The sequence below is a fragment of the Oricola nitratireducens genome (genome assembly GCF_014904745.1).
Classification (GTDB): domain Bacteria; phylum Pseudomonadota; class Alphaproteobacteria; order Rhizobiales; family Rhizobiaceae; genus Oricola; species Oricola nitratireducens.
Genome location: NZ_JACZCS010000008.1, coordinates 1 through 20,309 on the forward strand (window position 1 = coordinate 1; position 20,309 = coordinate 20,309).

Here is a 20,309-nt window from a genome sequence, read left to right on the forward strand (position 1 = left end):
GCGGCCGACAAGCAGGCGGAAGGAGCGATCCGCGCGCTGATCGAACAGGAGTATCCGGAGCACGGGATCATCGGCGAGGAGTTCGGCGCGGTGCGCCAGAACGCGTCGCATGTGTGGATCATCGATCCGATCGACGGGACGCGGGCCTTCATCTCCGGGCTTCCGGTCTGGGGCACGCTGGTCGGGCTGAAGGTCGACGGCGCGGCGCGCGCCGGCTTCATGTCGCAGCCCTATACGGGCGAATTCTTCGTCGCCGACGGCGAAAAGAGCCAGCTGATGCGCGACGGGCATTCGCCGGTCACGCTTTCGACCCGCAAGCACCATTCGGTGGCGGAGGCGACGCTGTTCACGACGACACCGGCGCTTTTCGGCACCGGGTCGATGCGCGAGGCCTGGGATCGGCTGGAATCCAAGGTACGGCTGTCGCGCTACGGCTGCGATTGCTACGCCTTCGCGATGCTGGCGGCCGGATTCACCGACATCGTCATCGACCCGGGCCTGAAGACCTACGACATCGCGGCGCTGATCCCGCTGATCGAGCAGGCCGGCGGCGTGGTGACGACCATGGACGGCGGCACCGCCATCAATGGCGGCGACGTCGTCGCGGCGGCGACGCCCGAGCTGCACGCCGCGACGCTGGACATCATGAACCGCTAGAAATCAGTCACCGCTTCCCGGAATGAAGGCCTCGACGGCGGCGAGAAGCTGCTCGCGATAGACATCGGCCTCCTGCATCAATTCATGGCGCGCGCCGTCTATCGTCAGCAGCGACGCGGAGCGCAGATTGGCCGCCAGGGATTCAATCGCCGCGTTCGACACGATGCGCTCCTCGCCGGCCATGAAGACCAGGATCGGGATCACGGTCTGGGCCATATGCGCGGGATCCCTGACGCGGTCGATGGCCTTGAAGACGGCGGTCATCCATGTCGCCGAGGGGCCGCCGAGCGCCAGCTCGGGGTGGCGAATGGGGATGGAGATGTTGCGCGCGTAGCGGTGGGCGCCCGTGGTCAGGGGATTGATCTCGAAGGGCTTGCGCATCCGTTCGGCCGACCCGCCGGAGACGTAGAGATTGCCGAGGCCGAGAAAGGCCATCGATTTCGTGACCGCGCGCATCGCCGAATGGCGGAAGTTGGAAACCGGCAGGCCGAGAAACGGAGCCGACAGCACGATGCGCCGGATCCGGTTGACCATGGCGGGCGCCGTGTAGAGCGCGACGAGCGCGCCGGTCGAATGGGCCAGCATGAAGAAGGGCGGCCGGCAGTCCGGCAGCACGACGTGCTCGAAGACCGTTTCCAGATCGATGGCGTACTGGTCGAAGGAATCGACATAGCCGGCATCGGTGCGCTCGAAGAAGCGGTCGGAGCCGCCCTGGCCGCGCCAGTCGAAGGTCGCGACGTCGAAGCCGAGCCGGCCGAGATCGGCGATGGTCTCGAAATATTTCTCGATCGTCTCGTTGCGCCCCTGCAGGAGAAGAATCGTGCCCTTGGAAGGCTGATGTTCCGAGCGGAACAGCGCATAGCGGATCGAAAACCCGTCGGGCGTTTCGATGAAGCCGTCGGAATGGATGTCCGGAGCGGGATTGGTATCGGAAAACCGGAGTGTGGTCATGGCTGGCGAAGGTCTGCCTGCGGAAGCGGTCGCACAAGGTCTAGGGTTCGTCCGCTCAAACGTCAAAGAAAAACCGGGGGCGCCGCGAAGGCACCCCCGGCAAATGACCGGACAGGAAGGGACGATACAGTCCGGCCAAGCCCTGTCCGGTCAGTAGATGCCGAACGAATAGGTGAAGCTGCCGTTCGAGCCCTGGAAGCGGACGCCGGGCTGGTGGCCATGGCGGTGCAGCGGCTGGCGCGACAGGATGCGCGCGGTGCGACCGTCGACGACGAGCCGGACCGGGCCGCGGTAGCCGCGGGCATGGACGACATAGTCTCCGCGGATCCGGCGAACGTCACGGATGTGCCGGAAACCGCGGTGGCGCAGCGAGCGGACGATCACATGCCGCGGCAGGACGCGGTGATGGCCGCGATGGGCGCCGGGACCGCGATAATGGACGAGTTCGACCGGTGCGGCCGTGGCGGCGCCGGTAGCCGGTGCGGCGGCAGGCATGGCGGAAGCAGCGCCGAATGCGCCGATGGACAGGAACGTGGCGAGGGCGGTGGTGGTGAGAGCGTTCTTCATGGTCAGTCTCCTCTTTCGGGTTCGTGCCGGGGCGTCCGGCGGTTCGTTTCCCTGATCGTGGAGACAATTTGCCCGATGCCGGCTGAACGGAACCGGAAGGGCCCGTTCATCCGGCGTTCATGCCGCAAAAGGGCGCTTTGGCGGTGGTCTTGAACCGCTCTTCGGCAATCACCAAATAGGTTCTGCGGACGCCCCAACGGGTCCGCTGGCATCACCGGGTTGCGCCTATGAAGGGCAATCGAACATGCCAAACGCAAACCAGTCGCTCACGAATGGAGGACATCCAATGCGTCACGTCGATTATTCGCCCCTGTTCCGTTCCACCGTCGGTTTCGACCGTCTTTTTTCGATGCTGGACACGCTTGCCCAGCCGGAAAACAACGGCCAGACCTATCCGCCCTACAATATCGAGCGGACTGGTGAGAACGCCTACCGCATCACCATGGCCGTCGCCGGTTTCTCCGAAGACGACCTGACGATCGAAGCCCGCTCGAACGTGCTGAGCGTCGCCGGCGCCAAGCCGGAGGAAAGCACCGAAGAGAAGCGCGAATTCCTGCATCGCGGCATCGCGTCGCGGGCTTTCGAACGTCGCTTCCAGCTTGCCGACTATGTCGAAGTAAAGGCCGCCGAACTGAAGAACGGCCTGCTGCATATCGACCTGCAGCGCGAAATCCCCGAAGCGATGAAGCCGCGCAAGATCGATATCAAGAACGGCAAGGACGCCAAGCAGATCGAGGCCAAATCGGTCAACTGATCCCGCCGCGCGCCGGTTTCTCCCGGCCGGAAAGCGCGAGGATGAAAGGCGGGGGAGACCCCGCCTTTTTTCGTTTCAGGATTTTCCGGACGCGATGTCAGCGGAAACGACGGCCGAGAAGGTGGTCGAGCGACAGTTTTCCCGGACCGTTCACGACGATCATCAACAGGACGAAGATCCACAGCATGCGCTGGTCGAAGATGATCGCGTCGGGAAACCGGTCGAACATCGATCCGATGAACTTTCCTTCCAGACCCAGATAGGTGACGTCGACATAGCTCTGCACGACGATGAAGACGATCATGCCGAGCGCCGCGACGCGGCTGAAAAGGCCGACGACGATCAGCAGCGGCAGCAGGATCTCGGACCAGGTGCCGAGAAGGACGATGACGTGCCAGGGGAAGAACGGCAGGGCCGTTTCGGAGTAACCGTATTGCTCGAATATCGGCGGCAGGATCGAGGCATAGGCGCCGGTCGAGGGATGCAGGAAGCCGAACAGGCCGTCGCCGAGCTTGTTCCAGCCGGAATTCAGGTAATAAAGCAGCAACAGGCTGGCGAAGACGAAGCGGGCGGCAAAGCCGTTGAACCATCCCGAAAGAAGGCGTTCCAGCCCCGAAAAAACCGCCTCATGAAGCCGGACGATCGCGCCGAGCGGCGCGGGAAGAGCGTGTCCCCGGATGTGTTTCATGTCTGCCGTGTCAGCCATGGCGATCTCCCCGTCCTCGTTATTGCGCCGTTTCGGCGGCGATGAATGCGCCGGTGGACAAGATCCCGCCGATCGCCTCGTTTATGTCGAATGTTTCCGCGGCCTCCATGCCGGCCTCCGCGGCCTCGCCGAGCGTTCCGCCGGACAGGAGGCGTTCAAAGAAGGCGTCGTGGCCGTCGGGCAGGGCGGTGACCATAATCTCCGTGCCGGGCCTGGTCACGAGCACGCTTTGGGCGCGCGCGGCATCGATCCGGCCGACCGTGTCCTGGCTGCGGTTGGCGTCGAAGATGTCGAAGACCGCGAAACCCGAGCGCACGAGCGCGGCGGCGGGGTGCGGCCGGAACGTCACGTCGGCGAGACAAGCGGGATCGATCGCGGCCAGCGCCTGCGGCGCCAGCGGCTCCAGATCGGCGGCGTGATAGGCCGTCAGCCAGGCGCGCTCGACCCGCGCGACATCGGCGAGATAGGGCATGCGCGCAGCGTGTTCGAAATCCGCGACGAACGCCGGAAATTCATGGCCGTAGAGAAACAGGAGCGGCGAGACCGGCGGATGGGCGCGCACGAATTCACGCGCCATGTCGCGGAAGAAGGATTCGCCGGTGATGCGCTGCACCGCCGGAAAGGTATCCGCCAGGGCGTTGATCAGGCTGACCGTGACATTGTTGCGATAGACATTGAACCGCTTGTCGGCCTGTTTGCCGTGCGGTCCGGTGACGGTTTGCGGCCTGGCGCGCGCCGGGTCGAGAATGGCGGCGCGGAACCCGACGGCGTCGAGGTCATGGATGTCGTCAGCCGACGGCATGGCTGATTTTCCCGTGGCTCTTGCCCATCATGAAGGAATGCGCGGCTTCGTCGAGAATCCGGTCGGCGGCGGCGGCCTCGGAACGCAAAACCGGCCATTCCGGCAGATCGGAATCCCATTCGATCAGCGTCGGGATCGGGCCGGCCTGCCTGACGACGATGGCGTAGAGATCCCAGACCGCATCGGCGACCGGGGCATCGTGGCTGTCGATCAGCAGGGGCTCGCCCTCGTCGTCTTCCTGCACGGCGTGGCCGGCGAGATGGATCTCGCCGACATGTTCCATCGGATAGTCCATCAGGTAGGAGAGCGGCGAAAAGCCGTGATTGGTGGCGGAGACGAAGACGTTGTTGACGTCGAGAAGCAGACCGCAGCCGGTGCGGTGCACGATCTCGCGGATGAAGTCGGTTTCGCTCATGGTCGAATTCTCGAAGACGACATAGGTCGAGGGGTTTTCGAGCAGCATCTGCCGGCCGATGACTTCCTGCATGCGGTCGATGTGATCGCAGACATGGGCAAGCGTCTCGTCGGTGTAGGGCAGCGGAAGAAGGTCGTTCATGAAGACGTCGTCATGGGTCGACCAGGCCAGATGTTCGGATACGAGCCCCGGTTCGTAGCGGTCGACCAGCGCCTTGAAGCGGGCCAGATGGTCTTCGCTGAGCGGTTGCGGACCGCCGATCGACATGCAGACTCCGTGCAGCGACAGCGGGAAATCGCGGCGAACACGCTCCAGCGCGCGATGCGGAAAGCCGCCGTCGCCCATGTAGTTTTCGGCATGTACCTCGAGGAAACCGACCGGATCCGGGTCGTCCAGGATGGCGTCGAGATGGGTATGCTTGAACCCGACCCCGGCCGAAGCCGGGATACGGGCGGTTCGCGCTGCAAACCGGGACGTGCCGGCGGCCGGGGCCGGGTCTTGCGAAAGGCGGGTCCTGTTCATGGCAGTATCTCCGATTTGCAGCGTTTTCAGGCGATCAGGCCGGCCGGTCGCGGTCGAGAGGCTCGGTCGAGCCGTGGCGGCCGCCCGGAACCATGATGTTGGCGCAGGTGCCGCCGGGGACGAAGACCCAGGCATTACCCTGGAAGTCGACCGTCGACGTGCCCTGGCAGGTCGTGCCCGGGCCGGCGGCGCAATCGTTCAGTCCGGCGAGCGCGACGCCGTAGCATTTCTCCTTGCCGGCATCCATTGCCGCCTTGCCTTCTTCCTGCGTCAGCGGCCCGGCATGGGCCATCGACGCCATGGCGGTTGCGACTGCGCCAGCGAGAATGGCGCTGCTAAGTGCTGTCTTGGTTGTCTTGGACATGTGAAGCTCCTCTGTACTTCGGGTGCCGGGCTTTCGGCCGTCCGGCGAGGCCGGGTGCCGCCGGAAACCCGGCGGCGGGGAAGGCGGAAATATCCGCCTCCATTTCGCCTCGCGGCGAAATTCGGGAAACCGCCGCGGTCAGGCCGGACGGTCGCGATCGAGCGGCTCGAGCGAACCCATGCGGCCGCCCGGCAATTCCATCGATTCACAGGTGCCATCCTCGACGTATTTCCAGGAGTTGCCCTGGTAATCCATCGTCGACGTGCCCTGGCAGGTCGTGCCCGGACCGGCGGCGCAGTCGTTCTGGCCGGCCATCGCGACGCCGTAACATTTCACGTTGGCGGCGGCGGCGTCGGTCGCGGTGACGAGCTGCGCCCCCGAAATGGCGGCTGCGACGGCGCCGGCGAGAATTGCGCCGCTGAAAGCGGACTTGGTTGCTTTGGACATATGTGACTCCTCTGAAGGTCGTTGGCCGGGCTTTTCAGCCGCCCGGTGACCGCAGGAGTCGCAGAGGCGTCAATAAAACGGAAATCAACGCGGCGTTATCGGCCGTCACTTCACCGTGAGGAAAAGTTGAGCGGCGATTTTTTCCTTATGCGCCAAGAGTTTCGGCGAAGCGCTCGATATCGGCCTCTTCCGTCGCAAAGCTCGTGACCATGCGCACGATCGTTTCCGAGGCGGCGAGACCGAGATTCATTCCCGCCGGCTCCGGCCAGTCGTAGAAGCGGACACCGGCTTCCTGCAGGCGCTCGAACTCGGTTTTCGCGAGCACGGCGAAGACCTCGTTTGCCTGCGGCGCCCAGGCAAGGCGGGCCTTGTCGCTCGCGGCGATCGCGCCGGCCAGCGCCTTGGCCATGGCGTTGGAACGGGCGGCCATGTCGAGCCAGAGGCCGTTTTCGAAATAGCCGAGAAACTGCGCGGCGGCGAAACGCGACTTGGAGAACAATTGCCCGGAGCGCTTGCGCAGATAGGCCATGTCGCGCGCCATGGCGGGATCGAAGAAGACGAGCGCCTCGGCGCACCAGCAGCCGTTCTTGGTGCCGCCGAAGGACACGATATCGACGCCCTGGCGCCAGGTCATGTCGGCGGGCGAGCAGCCGAGCGAGACCAGCGCATTGGCGAAACGCGCGCCGTCCATGTGCAGCGGCAGGCCATGGTCGCGGCACACGGCGGCAATCGCGGCGATCTCGCCGGGGTCGTAGACGGTGCCGATTTCCGTCGCCTGCGTGATCGACACCGCCATGGCGCGGCCGATGTTGACGTTGCCCGGCGAAAACGGCTCGACCGCGTGGCGCAGGGTTTCGGCCGAGAACTGGCCGTTCCCGCCTTGCACCGGGCGGATGCGCACGCCGCTTGCCAGAAACTCCGGCGCGCCACCCTCGTCCTCGCGGATATGGGCGTCGGGATGGGCGAAGGCGACGCCGCCGGTACGGTTGACGGCGGCAAGCGCCAGCGAATTGGCTGCCGTGCCCGTCGGCAGGAACCAGACCGAGACCTCGTGCTCGAAGATATCCGCGAACCGCTGCTCGGCCTCCCGGTCGATATCGCCGGTCCCGTAGGCGGCGTTGAAGCCGCCGGCGTGCCTTGCGAGGGATGCCGAGATTTCGGGATGGGCGCCGGCCCAGTTGTCGGAGGCGAAGAACATGTCGGTTTCCCTTATTGCCTGGCCGCGGGGATCGCTCAGACTACCAATTGCGAAAGGAAGTAACCCGATTCGCCGCTCTGGCGACATTTTCGATCATTTCCGAGGCGATTTTTTTGCATTTGCATCTTGAGAAAAGTCCCGGTATCTGTCATACGAATATGACAGTAATGCTGTCCTATTTTGCATTGAGGGTCAAACGGTGTGGAAATCGCCGTTCGATCCGTATACGCGTCTGCAGGCGCAGGGCACCGATCCGATCCTGACGAGCGGTATTCCGACCTCACCGGCAGCAAGGCCGGCGAAGCGTCGGAGCGACGGTCCAGGGCGGGTGTCAGCCATGGCCCGAAATGCTAGATAGGACGACTGAAACGCGCGCTTGCGCCGAGACGGAGGATTGAGCGATGACCTGGATGCCGCAATCCGGACCTGCCATATCGGGCGGGAACACCGGTTCGAAAGCCACGGCCGACCGCAAGACCGCCGCCGGGTCGCCGGGGGCGCAGGGGCTTTACGACCCGCGCAACGAGCACGATGCCTGCGGCGTCGGCTTCATCGCGCACATGAAGGGCAAGAAGTCCCACAAGATCATTTCCGACGGCCTTGCCATGCTGGAAAACCTCACCCATCGCGGCGCGGTGGGCGCGGATCCGCTGATGGGCGACGGCGCCGGCATGCTGCTGCAGATCCCGGACGAACTGTTCCGCGCCGAATGGGCCGAAAAGGGCGTCACGCTGCCGCCGGCCGGCGAATATGCCGTCGGGCATTTCTTCATGCCGCAGGACGAAGAACTCTGCGCGCATATCGAGGACATCATCGCCAATGTGGTGGCCGAGGAAGGCAAGGAACTGATCGGATTCCGCGACGTGCCGGTCGACAATTCGTCGCTGTCCAAGGCGCCTGATATCGTGGCGACCGAGCCGGTTCACCGCCAGGTCTTCATTGCAAAAGCGGACGACCTCGAAGGCGGCGATGCTTTCGAGCGGCGGCTGTTCATCCTGCGCAAAGTGATTTCGGCGCGCATCCATGCCGAGACCGAAGGCCGCGACAACGGCTTCTACCCGGTGTCGATGTCGTCGCGCACCATCGTCTACAAGGGCATGTTCCTGGCCTTCCAGGTCGGCGCCTATTACAAGGACCTGACCGACGAGCGCTTCGTCTCGTCGCTGGCGCTGGTGCACCAGCGGTTCTCGACCAACACCTTCCCGTCCTGGAAACTGTCGCATCCCTACCGGATGGTCGCGCACAATGGCGAGATCAACACGTTGCGCGGCAACGTCAACTGGATGGCGGCGCGGCAGGCCTCGGTCCAGTCGGAACTGTTCGGCGACGAGATCGAGAAGCTGTGGCCGATCTCCTATGAAGGACAGTCGGACACCGCCTGCTTCGACAACGCGCTCGAATTCCTGTTCCAGGGCGGCTACTCGCTCGCGCATGCCGTCATGATGCTGATTCCTGAAGCCTGGGCCGGCAACAAGCTGATGGATGACCAGCGCAAGGCGTTCTACGAATATCATGCTGCGCTGATGGAGCCGTGGGACGGCCCGGCGGCGGTGGCCTTCACCGACGGCCGCCAGATCGGCGCGACGCTCGACCGCAACGGGCTGCGGCCGGCACGCTATATCGTCACCGACGACGACATGGTCATCATGGCGTCGGAAGCCGGCGTCATCACCGTTCCCGACGAGAAGATCGTCACCAAGTGGCGGTTGCAGCCGGGCAAGATGCTGCTGATCGACATGGAAGAGGGCCGCATCGTCTCCGACGAGGAGATCAAGCGGCAGATGGCGACAATGCACCCCTACACGGAATGGCTGGAGAATACCCAGCTGATCCTGGAGGAGCTGAAGCCCGTCGCGCCGCGCGCGCTGCGCGAGGATGTCAGCCTGCTCGACCGGCAGCAGACCTTCGGCTACAGCCAGGAAGACACCAAGATCCTGATGGCGCCGATGGCGACGACCGGCCAGGAAGCGATCGGCTCGATGGGCACCGACACGCCGATTTCGGCGATGTCGAACAAGTCGAAGCTGCTCTACACCTATTTCAAGCAGAACTTCGCCCAGGTCACCAACCCGCCGATCGACCCGATCCGCGAGGAACTGGTGATGAGCCTCGTCTCGTTCATCGGCCCGCGGCCGAACATCTTCGATCTGGAAGGTGCGTCGAAGCGCAAGCGGCTCGAGGTGCGCCAACCGATCCTGACCAATGGCGACCTCGAAAAGATCCGTTCCATCGGCCACACCGAGGACCTGTTCGACTCCAAGACGCTGGATACGACCTACAAGGCAAAGGACGGCGCCGCCGGCATGGCGGGCGCGCTCGACCGGCTGTGCGACCGCGCCGAACAGGCGGTGCATGGCGGCTACAACATCATCGTCCTGTCCGACCGGCAGGTCGGGCCGGACCGGATCGCCATTCCCGCGCTGCTGTCGACGGCGGCTGTGCATCATCACCTGATCCGCAAGGGGCTTCGCACCTCGGTCGGCCTCGTCGTCGAATCCGGCGAACCGCGCGAAGTGCACCATTTCGCCTGCCTCGCCGGCTACGGCGCGGAGGCGATCAATCCCTATCTCGCCTTCGACACGCTGCTCGACATGCATTCCAAGGGCGAGTTCCCGCCGGAAGTCGACCGTTATGAAGTGGTCCACCGCTACATCAAGTCGATCGGCAAGGGCATCCTGAAGGTGATGTCCAAGATGGGCATCTCGACCTACCAGTCCTATTGCGGCGCACAGATCTTCGACGCGGTCGGCCTGTCGAGCGAGTTCGTCAAACAGTACTTCACCGGCACGGCGACGACCATCGAGGGTATCGGGCTGGCAGAGGTCGCGGAAGAAACGGCGCGGCGGCATCGCGCGGCGTTCTCCAACGACCCGGTGCTGATCAACGCGCTGGAGGTGGGCGGCGAGTACATGTACCGCGTGCGCGGCGAGGAACATGTGTGGACGCCCGACGCGGTCGCCTCGCTGCAGCATGCCGTGCGCCAGGGGCAGCCGGACACGTTCCGGGCGTTCTCCTCCCAGGTTAACGCCGATGCGCGCCATGCCAAGACGGTCCGCGGCCTGTTCCACATCAGGTCCGCCGAGGAGACCGGGCGCAAGCCGGTCGCCATCGACGAGGTCGAGCCGGCATCGGAAATCGTCAAGCGGTTCTCGACCGGCGCGATGAGTTTCGGCTCGATTTCCCGCGAGGCGCACACGACGCTGGCGCGGGCGATGAACGCGATCGGCGGCAAGTCGAACACCGGCGAGGGCGGCGAGGAGCCGGACCGCTATCTGCCGCTGCCCGACGGGACGGCGAACCCGGAGCGCTCGGCGATCAAGCAGGTCGCCTCGGGCCGGTTCGGCGTGACGACGGAATTTCTCGTCAACGCGGACATGATCCAGATCAAGGTCGCGCAGGGCGCCAAGCCCGGCGAGGGCGGCCAACTGCCCGGCCACAAGGTCGACGCGACCATCGCCAAGACGCGGCACTCGACGCCGGGCGTCGGCCTGATCTCGCCGCCGCCGCACCATGACATCTATTCGATCGAGGATCTGGCACAGCTGATCTACGACCTGAAGAACGTCAATCCGGCGGCCGACATCTCGGTCAAGCTGGTGTCGGAAGTCGGCGTCGGCACGGTCGCGGCCGGTGTCGCCAAGGCGCGCGCCGACCACATCACGATCTCCGGCTATGACGGCGGCACCGGCGCATCGCCGCTGACCTCGCTGAAACATGCCGGCAGCCCCTGGGAAATGGGCCTTGCGGAGACACACCAGACGCTGGTGTTGAACGGTCTGCGCAGCCGCGTGGCGCTGCAGGTCGATGGCGGGCTGAGGACCGGGCGCGACGTCATCATCGGTGCGCTTCTGGGCGCCGACGAATACGGCTTCTCAACCGCGCCGTTGATCGCGGCCGGCTGCATCATGATGCGCAAGTGCCATCTCAACACCTGCCCGGTCGGCGTGGCGACGCAGGACCCGGTCCTGCGCAAACGCTTCAAGGGCACGCCCGAGCACGTGATCAACTACTTCTTCTATCTCGCCGAGGAAGTGCGCGAGCTGCTGGCGTCGATGGGCTACACCAAGCTCGACGAGATCATCGGCGAAACCCAGTTGCTCGAACAGGAAGCGCTGATCGAACACTGGAAGGCGCGCGGGCTCGACTTCTCCAAAATCTTCTACAAACCGGAAGCCGAGAAGAGCGCGACCTACTGGACCGAGCGGCAGAAGCACCCGATCGACGACATTCTCGATCGCAAGCTGATCGCCGAGGCCGCACCGGCGCTGGAAAGCCGGCAGGCCGTCCATATCGATACGCCGATCCACAATGTCGACCGGTCAGCGGGCGCGATGCTGTCGGGCGAAGTGGCGAAGCGCTTCGGCCACAAGGGGCTCGCCGACGACACGATCCATGTGACGTTGCGCGGCACGGCCGGCCAGTCCTTCGGCGCGTTCCTTGCCAACGGCATCACGTTCGACCTGATCGGAGACGGCAACGACTATGTCGGTAAGGGCCTGTGCGGAGGCCGGCTGATCGTCAGGCCGCCGGAAAACGCGAAGATCATCGCCGAAGAGTCGATCGTCGTGGGCAATACCGTGCTCTATGGCGCGATCCAGGGCGAGGCCTATTTCCGCGGCGTCGCGGGCGAGCGCTTTGCCGTGCGCAACTCGGGCGCGGCGGCGGTCGTCGAGGGCGTCGGCGATCATGGCTGCGAATACATGACCGGCGGAGTCGTCGTCGTGCTCGGCCAGACGGGCCGCAACTTCGCGGCCGGCATGTCGGGCGGCGTGGCCTATGTCCTCGACGAGGACGAAACCTTCGAGACGCGCTGCAACATGGCGATGGTCGAGCTGGAACCGGTGCCGGAAGAGGACGACATCCTCGAGAAGCTGCACCACCATGGCGGCGACCTCGCCCACAAGGGCCGCGTCGACGTCTCCGGCGACATGACGCGGCACGACGAGGAGCGGCTGCTGCAGCTGATCTCCAACCACCGTCACCTGACCGGCTCGACGCGCGCGGCGCATATCCTGGAGAACTGGGAGAACTTCCGCTCGAAATTCCGCAAGGTGATGCCGGTCGAATACCGGCGTGCGCTGGAGGACATGGAGCGCATGCGCATGAACGTGGCGGCGGAGTGAGCGGATGATCGTTTCGACCACCAACACGATCGAGGGCCGCCGGATCGTGGAATACAAGGGTGTCGTCACCGGGGAAGCGATCCTCGGCGCGAACATCTTCCGCGATTTCTTCGCCGGCATCCGCGACATCGTCGGCGGACGCTCCGGCGCCTACGAGAAATCGTTGCGCGAGGCGCGCCAGATCGCGCTGCGCGAAATGGAAGAGGAAGCGGCCCGGTTGGGCGGCAACTCCGTCATCGGGGTGGACCTCGATTATGAAAACATCTCGGCCGGTAGCGGCTCGATGCTGATGGTCTCGGCATCGGGCACGGCGGTCGTCATTGAATAGTTCCGGGAATTGACATGGGCAAGGTAACGGGTTTCCTCGAAATCGACCGGCACACGCCGAAATATCAGCCGGCGTCGGACCGCATTCGCCATTTCAAGGAATTCACGCTTCCGCTGGAAGACGGCGAAGTGGTCAAGCAGGCGGCGCGCTGCATGGATTGCGGCATTCCGTTCTGTCACGGGCCGACGGGCTGTCCGGTCAACAACCAGATCCCGGACTGGAACGATCTGGTCTACAATGGCGACTGGGACTCGGCGATCCGCAACCTGCATTCGACCAACAACTTCCCGGAGATTACCGGCCGTATCTGCCCGGCACCGTGCGAGGAAGCCTGCACGCTGAACCTCGAAGACATTCCCGTCGCCATCAAGACGGTGGAGCAGGCGATCGCCGACAAGGCCTATGAGAGCGGCTTTGTGGTGCCACAGCCGGCGGTCACGAAGACCGGCAGACGAGTCGCCGTCATCGGCTCGGGTCCGGCGGGGCTTGCCGCCGCGCAACAGCTCGGACGCGCCGGCCACGAGGTGCATGTGTTCGAGCGCGAAAGCCGCGTCGGCGGGCTGATGCGCTACGGCATTCCCGACTTCAAGATGGAAAAGCACTATATCGACGCGCGCGCCAAGCAGATGGAAGGCGAGGGCGTGACATTCCATGTCAACGTCAATGTCGGCGTCGACAAGACGGTTGCGGAGCTGGCCGCGGAATTCGACGCGATCATCTATTGCGGCGGTTCGGAAAAGCCGCGCGACGCGGGCATTCCGGGCGACGATTTTTCCGGCGTCCATCCGGCGATGAACTATCTCGTGCAGCAGAACAAGCGCGTGGCGGGCGAGAATATCGCCTCGGTCGCCTGGCCGTCGGATCCGATCCTCGCCAATGGCAAGCATGTCGTCGTGGTCGGCGGCGGCGATACCGCGTCGGACTGCATTGGCACGGCGTTCCGGCAAGGCGCGGTGAAGGTCACGCAGCTCGACATCCGGCCGCAGCCGCCGGAAAAGGAAGACAAGCTCGCGGTCTGGCCGTACTGGGCGACCAAGATGCGCACCTCGTCGAGCCAGGCGGAAGGCGCGCAGCGCGAATTCCAGGTCGCGACGCTGGAATTCATCGGCGAGAACGGCCAACTGACGCATGTGAAATGTTGCGAGGTCGACGACAGGCGCAAGCCGATCGCCGGGACGGAGTTCTTCATCCGCGCCGATCTCGCCTTTATCGCGATCGGCTTTTCCGGCCCGCTGGACACCGGCGTGATCGGCGAACTCGGCGACACGCTGAAGATCGACACCGACCGGCGCGGCGGCACCTCGGTCAATGCAGACGAGACCGACTACAAGACCACGGTCGACAAGTTTTTCGCCGCTGGCGATGCGCGGCGCGGCCAGTCGCTGGTCGTCTGGGCGATCCGCGAGGGACGCCAGGCGGCGCGGTCCGTCGACGAGTTCCTGATGGGCGAGACGACGCTGCCACGCTGACGCCGCGTCACGGCTTGAGCCAAATCAAGGCGGGTTATCCGATTCGGGCGGATATTCTCTTCGTTGAATATGACGAAGGGGGTTTTCCATGTTCACGTTGTTTCTTGCCGCCTATCTCCTGACCGCGCCGACGCTGATGGGGATCATCGTGATCGGGCTGCTCACCGCCGGCATGTCCTCGGCGAATTACATCATCATGGCCGCTGTGGTCGGCGCCGTCGTCGCCGTTCCGGTGGCGTGGCTGCTGTCGCGCAAACTCGAACATCTCTTCGACGCGCGACGCGGATAATCCACAGTCCGGGACGTTTTCCCGCCAGGTGCGAAAGCGTTGTGCATCGCGCACCGGCACGGTTGACCCGGTCTTGCGGATGCGGCATCGGTGGATGAACATTTCCATCGATTCAGGAGCCTGCCCATGTCCGACGTGAATGGCGTCGCCCGCGACCAGTTGCGTGCATTCATCGAGCGTATCGAGCGTCTCGAGGAAGAAAAGAAGACCATCGCCGACGACATCAAGGATGTCTATGCCGAGGCGAAGGGCACCGGTTTCGACACCAAGGTGCTGCGCAAGGTGGTGAGCATCCGCAAGCAGGACCAGAACGAGCGCATGGAGCAGGAAGCCGTGCTCGATCTCTACCTGCACGCGCTCGGCATGGCGCCCGCGCCGGAAGAAGAGGGCTGACGCCGGTTCTGCGGCGGCATCAGGGTAACCAAACCCAAATTGCCGTTTCCGGCGATGGCCGGTAGGGTCTTCCTGTCGCACAGGAGACCGCATTGGACGACATTCATCACGGCTTCCCGCTGGTCGACATCGCCATCGTCATCGTGATCGCGGTGCTGGCCGGCCTTGGGCTCATGCGCCTGAAGCAGCCGCCGCTGGTCGGCTTCATCCTGGCCGGCGTCATCATGGGGCCGACCGGCTTCGGGCTGATCAGCAACAATGACAACGTCACCGCGCTCGCCGAAATGGGCGTGCTGGTGCTGCTGTTCTTCATCGGCACCGAATTGTCGCTGAAGGCCTTCGTGGCGACGCTGAAACCGGCGGTCATCGTGGCCGCGGGCCAGCTCGCCGCGGCGATGCTGATCGGTTTCGCGATTGCGTGGCTGACCGACGCGACCGTCGCCGAGGGCACGATCCTCGGCTTCATCATCGCGCTGTCGAGCACGGTCGTGGCGATGAAGATGCTCGACGACATGGGCGCGTTGCGTCGCATGCCGGGCCGGATCACGGTTGGCGTGCTGATCGCCCAGGACATCGCGGTCGTGCCGATGCTGATCCTGGTCTCTTCCTTCGGGGGCGCCGAAACCAGTGCGCTCGGGCTGTTGGCGAAGATCGCCGTCGCCGTCGGATTGCTCGGCGCGCTGCTGTGGTGGCTGGGGCGGAGCCCGAAAATCAAGGCGCCGTTCGACGAGCAGGTGGGCGATAATGTCGAATTGCTGGCGCTCGGCTCGCTTGCCGCGTGCTTCGGCGCGGCGGCGATATCCGGCACGATCGGCCTGTCGCCCGCCTATGGCGCCTTTGTGGCGGGCCTGGTGATCGGGAACTCGACCCTGCGCAACAAGGTCATCCCGGTGATCGAGCCGATCCAGAGCGTGCTGCTGGTCGTGTTCTTCCTGTCGATCGGCCTGCTGATCGACCTGACCTATATCCGCGAACATTTCGGCGTGGTGCTCGCGGCGTCGCTCTTCGTCGTCGCGATGAAGACGATACTCAACGTGTTCCTGCTGCGGATCGCGGGCTTCGACCGCGAGACGGCGCTGGTCGGCGGCCTGTCGATGGCGCAGATCGGCGAATTCTCCTTCGTGCTCGCCGCCGCCGGTTTCACCGCCGGCGCCCTCGGCTACGACATCTACCGCCTGTCGATCGCCGTTACCGCGATCACGCTGCTGTTCTCGCCGGCCTGGATGGCGCTGATGCACCGGGTCGAGGAAATCGCGATGGAGAACTATTCCTCCTATCGCGAGGCGCTGGCCGAGGCCTATCACGACGAGATCGAGAACGTCGAAGAGGGGCTGTGGTGGGTGAAGGTCCGCTACCGGGCCGGGCGGATCGCGCGGCGCAAACGCCGCGAAAAGAAAACCGAACTGAAGAAAGCGAAGGCGGCCGAGGCCGCACAGAAGGAGCTCGTTGCAAGCGGGGAGCCTGCAACCGGGACGGAGGAATCCACGGGTCAACCGCCCGGCTGACATTCCGGCGCGACCAAATCGACGTGTCTTGCGGTCAGTTGGTCAGCGGGATCTGAAGCGTCAGGGGCTGGCCGTCGCCGCCGCTGCCGCCGGAGAATTTCGCCACCGCGAGGAATGTCACCGCCTTGCCGGAGAACCGGCGCGGATCGGGCGTGGGGAATTTCCGGAAGCCTTCGATATAGACCTCGGTCGGCGCTTCGCGCAGCGCGTTCCGGATGAAGATGGGACGCTCGGAAGCGCGACCATGGTCGGTGACCGACAATTGCGCGGTCATCCAGGACCCGAAGCGCGAGGGATTGATCTCGTCGACCGGAACAATATCGGCGCCGGGCGTTTGGTCACGCTGTGTCGAGGCGGTTGCCAATGCCGGCCGCGGCGATTTTTCGGTTGTCGCAACGCCGGTATCGTAGCTGGCGATGACGCGCGGATCTTCCTCCGCCGGCAGGGAGGCGAGTTGCACATCGCCGTTGTGCGCGGGGCGCGGGCCGGGCGTCGGCGGCGCATAGGCGGCGGCCAAGGGCGCCGGGACCTGATCCCGGATCTGATCCCGGATCGACGGTTCTTCGAGCGATGCGACAGCGATTTCGGGCTGCGGCTCGGGCCGCGGGGCCGGGCTCGGCAGCGGAATACGCATCGCCTGTTTCGCGGGCGCTGCGGCGCGGGAGGCGGATGCGATCAGGGCCTCGACCGTCGGGGCCCGCTCGGACGGCGCGCGCGCCGCCGCGTTCAATGCGGCTTCGATCTCGGCCGCCGAGCGGCGTGCGGTCAGCGGCGTGCGATCGGCGGAGGCGAGCAGAACCGGCGGTCTGGAATCCGGCAGCGGGATATCCGCCGGCGGGACGGGGGCAGTCTGCGGCGAAGCGGATGCGATCAGCTCCTGCTGCGGCTGGCCGGCCGGAACGAGAGCCTCGGGGCGGGGCGCGAATTGCGGCAGCGGCGTCTCGCGCGGCGCCAGCGCGGCAATCAGCGTGCCCGGCGTTTCTACCGGCTCCACCGGTTCGGGCTGCGGCTGCGGCTCGCTGCGGATGACGCTTGTTGCCCGCGCGACCGGCGCGGCCGCCTCGACATTGTCCTCTTCCTCGTCGGCGCCGCCGCCAAACAGATTGGCCAGCAATCCGCCGCTCTTCTTGCCGCTGCGGCCGGTTTCGAGGGACGCGATCGCCGTTGCCTGGCCCTTCTTCTTGCGCGCCTGGTAAGAGGCAAGCGCCTGCTGATAACCGGGAAGCGGCTTGCCGTCCGGCGGCAGGTGCAACGTCTTGCCGTCCGGGAAAATACGCACGAGCTGATCGCGGCTCATACGCGGCCAGGCGCGCACGTTTCCGGTATCGAAATGGACGAAGGGCGACCCGGACTTCGGATAGTAGCCGACGCCGCCGCCCTGCAGCTTGAAACCGATCTCCCGAAGCCTGGAGAGCTTGACGCCGGGGATGAAGAAATCCATCGCCTTGCCGAGCATGTGCTGGCTTTTCTTGGCCTGTCCGCCGCGGGTCCGGCGCAACATCTCGTTGGTGGCCGGCGACCGGTAGCCCGAAACGACGTGAATGTAATCCCTGGAGCCGGACATCTGGTAGGCTTCCCAGATGATGTCGAAGAGCTGCGGGTCCATCTTGGTCGGCTCGTTGCGCCGCCAGTCGCGCAGGAAGCGGTTGAGCTTGTTCAGGCCGCTCGGGATGTATTTCCCGTCCTTCTTGAAGGTGATTTCGGCGCGTTCGCCGGTGTGGATGAAATAGAGTTTCAGCGTCCGGGTTTCGGCGGATGCGGATGCCATCGCCGCAAAAGACACGGACATCACGACGCAGGAGAACGCGATCATGCGCACTGCCGTGTGCATGGCCTCATGGCAGATGCCAGTCGCCCCTCTTGTCGTTCCGAATATCAATACGCACCAACCTGTGAAGACAGAGCCGTTACGGAAGCTAGCGGAAACATGGTTAACCGCATGTTATCGAGGTGATCGCACCGTAGTCCTGCAGTATCCAGATTGAATGCGCGAGATTGGCAGACGTGCACAAGACTATCCCCGGTCTTCCCCTTTCGCCATGGGTGATGGCCGGGAAATGCGGTGATAGGATGGCAAGAAATCGCAGTTTTCGGAACGCCAAACGCCCTTGGTTACCAAACGCATAAGCGTTTTGGCTTGAGCGGCGCGTCAGGCCGTGCGGGCGCCGTTACTCGGCGGCGATGCCGGTATCGCCGAGATTGTATTCCTTGAGCTTGCGATAAAGCGTCGAGCGGCCGATGCCGAGGCGGCGTGCGACTTCGCTCATCTGGCCGCCATAGTGCTCGATCGCGAAGGCGATGGCTTCCGATTCCAGCTCGACCAGCGGGCGGACATTGCCCGTTTCGTCGAGGATGCGAAGCGTGTCGCCGACGTCGAAGGCTTCCGACCAATCGGACGTGTCGCGCATCGAGGGCGTATTGTTGCTGTTGTTGCCCGACGGCGAGGCCCTGTCCCGCTCGGAACCGGATTTGTCGGGTTCGCCGATTTCCTTCGGATCGATGCCGTGGACCTGGGCGGAGATTTGCGGGAAATCGTCCTCGGCGAGCGTGTTGCCGTCGCACAGGACCATTGCGCGGAAAACCGCGTTCTGGAGCTGGCGGATGTTGCCCGGCCAGTCATGCGCCTGCAGGAGGGCCAGCGCCCGCGGCGAGATGCCGCGTGCCTTGAAGGCCGGTTCCTCGCGGCGGTAGGTCTCGATGAAATGGTGCACCAGCTGCGGGATGTCGGATTCGCGCTGACGCAGCGGCGGCACGAGTATCGGGAAGACGTTGAGCCGGTAGAACAGGTCCTCGCGGAAATGGCCTTCCTTGATGGCGGCGATCAGGTCGAGGTTGGTTGCCGAAATGATGCGGATGTCGACCTTCCTGGACGACTTGGCGCCGACGGGTTCGATCTCGCCTTCCTGGATGGCGCGCAGCAGCTTGACCTGGGCGTCGAGCGGCAGTTCGCCGATCTCGTCGAGGAACAGCGTGCCGCCATTGGCCTCCAGGAATTTGCCGGTGTGCTTTTCCGTGGCGCCGGTGAACGCCCCCTTCTCGTGACCGAACAGGATGCTCTCGATCAGGTTCTCGGGGATCGCGCCGCAGTTGACGACGACGAACGGCTTGTTCTTGCGGGCGCTGTCAGCCTGGATGGCGCGGGCGATGAGTTCCTTGCCGACGCCGGATTCGCCTTCGATCAGGACCGGAATGTCGCTTGCCGCGGCCTTGCGCATCAGCATCTTGACGCGGTCCATGGCCTCGCTGCCGGCGACCATGGCGCGCACGGCGGAGGTGCCGTCGTAATTCGCGCCGAGGCCCGAGGCCTGTTTGGACGTGACCTTGAGCGCGGCCTCGAGCGCCGACTTCAGGCGTTCAGGCGAAACCGGCTTGACGAGAAAATCGAAAGCGCCGGCGCGCATGGCGGTGATGACGACGTCGATGCCGCCCTGCGCGGTCAGCACGATGACCGGCGTCTCGACGTCGCGTTCACGCATGGCGCGCATCACCGTCAGACCGTCGATGTCCGGCATGACGAGGTCGAGCAGGACCGCGCCGAACGGATTGGCATTCGAACCGTCGATGGCGTCCAGCGCGGTGGCGCCGCCTTCGCAGACACGCGCCGTATGGCCGAGCTTTTGAACCGCTGCTTCAAGCAGACGGCGCTGGACCGGATCGTCGTCGACAATGAGGATTTGCGCACTCATCGCTTGAACAGCTTCGAACCTTTTGTATGTTTCATGCGAGGGGAGAAATCCCCGGCATCTCTGTGCGCCAAGTTGGCACATATTCATGAAATGCGGGCTAAGGCGGTCCGTACAAATTTAACGATTGCAAGGC

18 protein-coding genes are annotated in these 20,309 nt (G+C 64.5%); 8 read left to right on the forward strand and 10 right to left on the reverse strand.

Annotated elements, in window-relative coordinates; genetic code table 11:
* The coding region (hisN, locus tag IG169_RS04195) for a histidinol-phosphatase (protein WP_193174915.1) at window positions 1-657 on the forward strand (657 nt) is incomplete at its 5' end.
* A gap of 3 nt (window positions 658-660) precedes the next feature.
* On the opposite strand, the gene IG169_RS04200 is transcribed toward hisN, so the two are convergent.
* A complete protein-coding gene (locus IG169_RS04200) occupies window positions 661-1,608 on the reverse strand; it encodes an alpha/beta fold hydrolase (RefSeq protein ID WP_193174916.1) in 948 nt (315 codons plus the stop codon).
* Window positions 1,609-1,758: 150 nt separating this feature from the next.
* A complete protein-coding gene (locus IG169_RS04205) occupies window positions 1,759-2,175 on the reverse strand; it encodes a hypothetical protein (RefSeq protein WP_193174917.1) in 417 nt (138 codons plus the stop codon).
* A 286-nt stretch (window positions 2,176-2,461) separates the two neighbouring features.
* Between IG169_RS04205 and IG169_RS04210 the strand changes: the two genes are divergently transcribed.
* Entirely contained in the window at window positions 2,462-2,929 is a 468-nt protein-coding gene (locus tag IG169_RS04210) for an Hsp20 family protein (RefSeq protein ID WP_193174918.1), read from the forward strand.
* Between the two features lie 97 nt (window positions 2,930-3,026).
* On the opposite strand, the gene IG169_RS04215 is transcribed toward IG169_RS04210, so the two are convergent.
* The 6 genes from IG169_RS04215 to IG169_RS04240 form a co-directional block, all read right to left on the reverse strand.
* A complete protein-coding gene (locus IG169_RS04215; protein WP_246717122.1) occupies window positions 3,027-3,635 on the reverse strand; it encodes a DoxX family protein in 609 nt (202 codons plus the stop codon).
* A gap of 19 nt (window positions 3,636-3,654) precedes the next feature.
* The gene (locus IG169_RS04220) at window positions 3,655-4,437 is read right to left on the reverse strand and encodes an HvfC/BufC N-terminal domain-containing protein (RefSeq protein WP_193174919.1); all 783 of its coding nucleotides are present in this window, start codon (window positions 4,435-4,437) and stop codon (window positions 3,655-3,657) included.
* On the reverse strand, window positions 4,424-5,374 hold the full coding sequence (gene bufB / locus IG169_RS04225) for an MNIO family bufferin maturase (protein ID WP_193174920.1): 951 nt from the start codon (window positions 5,372-5,374) through the stop codon (window positions 4,424-4,426). The genes IG169_RS04220 and bufB overlap by 14 nt, the downstream gene beginning before the upstream one ends.
* Window positions 5,375-5,408: 34 nt before the next feature.
* Complete coding sequence (locus tag IG169_RS04230; protein ID WP_193174921.1) at window positions 5,409-5,738, reverse strand: BufA1 family periplasmic bufferin-type metallophore; 330 nt, start codon at window positions 5,736-5,738, stop codon at window positions 5,409-5,411.
* A gap of 138 nt (window positions 5,739-5,876) precedes the next feature.
* Window positions 5,877-6,185, reverse strand: a complete 309-nt coding sequence (locus IG169_RS04235) for a BufA1 family periplasmic bufferin-type metallophore (RefSeq protein ID WP_193174922.1) — start codon at window positions 6,183-6,185, stop codon at window positions 5,877-5,879.
* Window positions 6,186-6,330: 145 nt separating this feature from the next.
* Complete coding sequence (locus tag IG169_RS04240; RefSeq protein WP_193174923.1) at window positions 6,331-7,383, reverse strand: threonine aldolase family protein; 1,053 nt, start codon at window positions 7,381-7,383, stop codon at window positions 6,331-6,333.
* 431 nt (window positions 7,384-7,814) lie between these two features.
* Between IG169_RS04240 and gltB the strand changes: the two genes are divergently transcribed.
* From gltB to IG169_RS04270, 6 genes are all read left to right on the forward strand, one after another.
* On the forward strand, window positions 7,815-12,506 hold the full coding sequence (gene gltB, locus IG169_RS04245; RefSeq protein ID WP_487345381.1) for a glutamate synthase large subunit: 4,692 nt from the start codon (window positions 7,815-7,817) through the stop codon (window positions 12,504-12,506).
* Between the two features lie 4 nt (window positions 12,507-12,510).
* Window positions 12,511-12,834 (forward strand): heavy metal-binding domain-containing protein, encoded by a 324-nt coding sequence (locus IG169_RS04250; protein WP_193174924.1) that lies wholly within the window; start codon window positions 12,511-12,513, stop codon window positions 12,832-12,834.
* Window positions 12,835-12,848: 14 nt separating this feature from the next.
* Window positions 12,849-14,303 (forward strand): glutamate synthase subunit beta, encoded by a 1,455-nt coding sequence (locus IG169_RS04255; RefSeq protein ID WP_193174925.1) that lies wholly within the window; start codon window positions 12,849-12,851, stop codon window positions 14,301-14,303.
* Window positions 14,304-14,391: 88 nt separating this feature from the next.
* On the forward strand, window positions 14,392-14,592 hold the full coding sequence (locus tag IG169_RS04260) for a CTP synthetase (protein WP_193174926.1): 201 nt from the start codon (window positions 14,392-14,394) through the stop codon (window positions 14,590-14,592).
* 126 nt (window positions 14,593-14,718) lie between these two features.
* The gene (locus IG169_RS04265; protein WP_193174927.1) at window positions 14,719-14,985 is read left to right on the forward strand and encodes a DUF2312 domain-containing protein; all 267 of its coding nucleotides are present in this window, start codon (window positions 14,719-14,721) and stop codon (window positions 14,983-14,985) included.
* 92 nt (window positions 14,986-15,077) lie between these two features.
* Window positions 15,078-16,490 carry a cation:proton antiporter gene (locus IG169_RS04270; RefSeq protein ID WP_246717123.1) on the forward strand — a complete coding sequence of 471 codons (1,413 nt, stop codon included), beginning with the start codon at window positions 15,078-15,080 and terminating at the stop codon, window positions 16,488-16,490.
* A gap of 34 nt (window positions 16,491-16,524) precedes the next feature.
* On the opposite strand, the gene mepK is transcribed toward IG169_RS04270, so the two are convergent.
* On the reverse strand, window positions 16,525-18,321 hold the full coding sequence (gene mepK / locus IG169_RS04275; RefSeq protein ID WP_246717124.1) for a peptidoglycan L,D-endopeptidase MepK: 1,797 nt from the start codon (window positions 18,319-18,321) through the stop codon (window positions 16,525-16,527).
* Between the two features lie 337 nt (window positions 18,322-18,658).
* Window positions 18,659-20,176 carry a sigma-54-dependent transcriptional regulator gene (locus IG169_RS04280; protein WP_193174928.1) on the reverse strand — a complete coding sequence of 506 codons (1,518 nt, stop codon included), beginning with the start codon at window positions 20,174-20,176 and terminating at the stop codon, window positions 18,659-18,661.
* Between the last annotated feature and the right edge of the window lie 133 nt (window positions 20,177-20,309).

What these genes read in the sequence shown, in the direction of transcription:
- IG169_RS04200 (WP_193174916.1), bottom strand. Translation starts at nt 1,608, where the DNA reads ATGACCACACTCCGGTTTTCCGATACCAATCCCGCTCCGGACATCCAT.
- IG169_RS04205 (WP_193174917.1), bottom strand. Translation starts at nt 2,175, where the DNA reads ATGAAGAACGCTCTCACCACCACCGCCCTCGCCACGTTCCTGTCCATC.
- IG169_RS04210 (WP_193174918.1), top strand. Translation starts at nt 2,462, where the DNA reads ATGCGTCACGTCGATTATTCGCCCCTGTTCCGTTCCACCGTCGGTTTC.
- IG169_RS04215 (WP_246717122.1), bottom strand. Translation starts at nt 3,635, where the DNA reads ATGGCTGACACGGCAGACATGAAACACATCCGGGGACACGCTCTTCCC.
- IG169_RS04220 (WP_193174919.1), bottom strand. Translation starts at nt 4,437, where the DNA reads ATGCCGTCGGCTGACGACATCCATGACCTCGACGCCGTCGGGTTCCGC.
- bufB (WP_193174920.1), bottom strand. Translation starts at nt 5,374, where the DNA reads ATGAACAGGACCCGCCTTTCGCAAGACCCGGCCCCGGCCGCCGGCACG.
- IG169_RS04230 (WP_193174921.1), bottom strand. Translation starts at nt 5,738, where the DNA reads ATGTCCAAGACAACCAAGACAGCACTTAGCAGCGCCATTCTCGCTGGC.
- IG169_RS04235 (WP_193174922.1), bottom strand. Translation starts at nt 6,185, where the DNA reads ATGTCCAAAGCAACCAAGTCCGCTTTCAGCGGCGCAATTCTCGCCGGC.
- IG169_RS04240 (WP_193174923.1), bottom strand. Translation starts at nt 7,383, where the DNA reads ATGTTCTTCGCCTCCGACAACTGGGCCGGCGCCCATCCCGAAATCTCG.
- IG169_RS04250 (WP_193174924.1), top strand. Translation starts at nt 12,511, where the DNA reads ATGATCGTTTCGACCACCAACACGATCGAGGGCCGCCGGATCGTGGAA.
- IG169_RS04255 (WP_193174925.1), top strand. Translation starts at nt 12,849, where the DNA reads ATGGGCAAGGTAACGGGTTTCCTCGAAATCGACCGGCACACGCCGAAA.
- IG169_RS04260 (WP_193174926.1), top strand. Translation starts at nt 14,392, where the DNA reads ATGTTCACGTTGTTTCTTGCCGCCTATCTCCTGACCGCGCCGACGCTG.
- IG169_RS04265 (WP_193174927.1), top strand. Translation starts at nt 14,719, where the DNA reads ATGTCCGACGTGAATGGCGTCGCCCGCGACCAGTTGCGTGCATTCATC.
- mepK (WP_246717124.1), bottom strand. Translation starts at nt 18,321, where the DNA reads ATGCACACGGCAGTGCGCATGATCGCGTTCTCCTGCGTCGTGATGTCC.
- IG169_RS04280 (WP_193174928.1), bottom strand. Translation starts at nt 20,176, where the DNA reads ATGAGTGCGCAAATCCTCATTGTCGACGACGATCCGGTCCAGCGCCGT.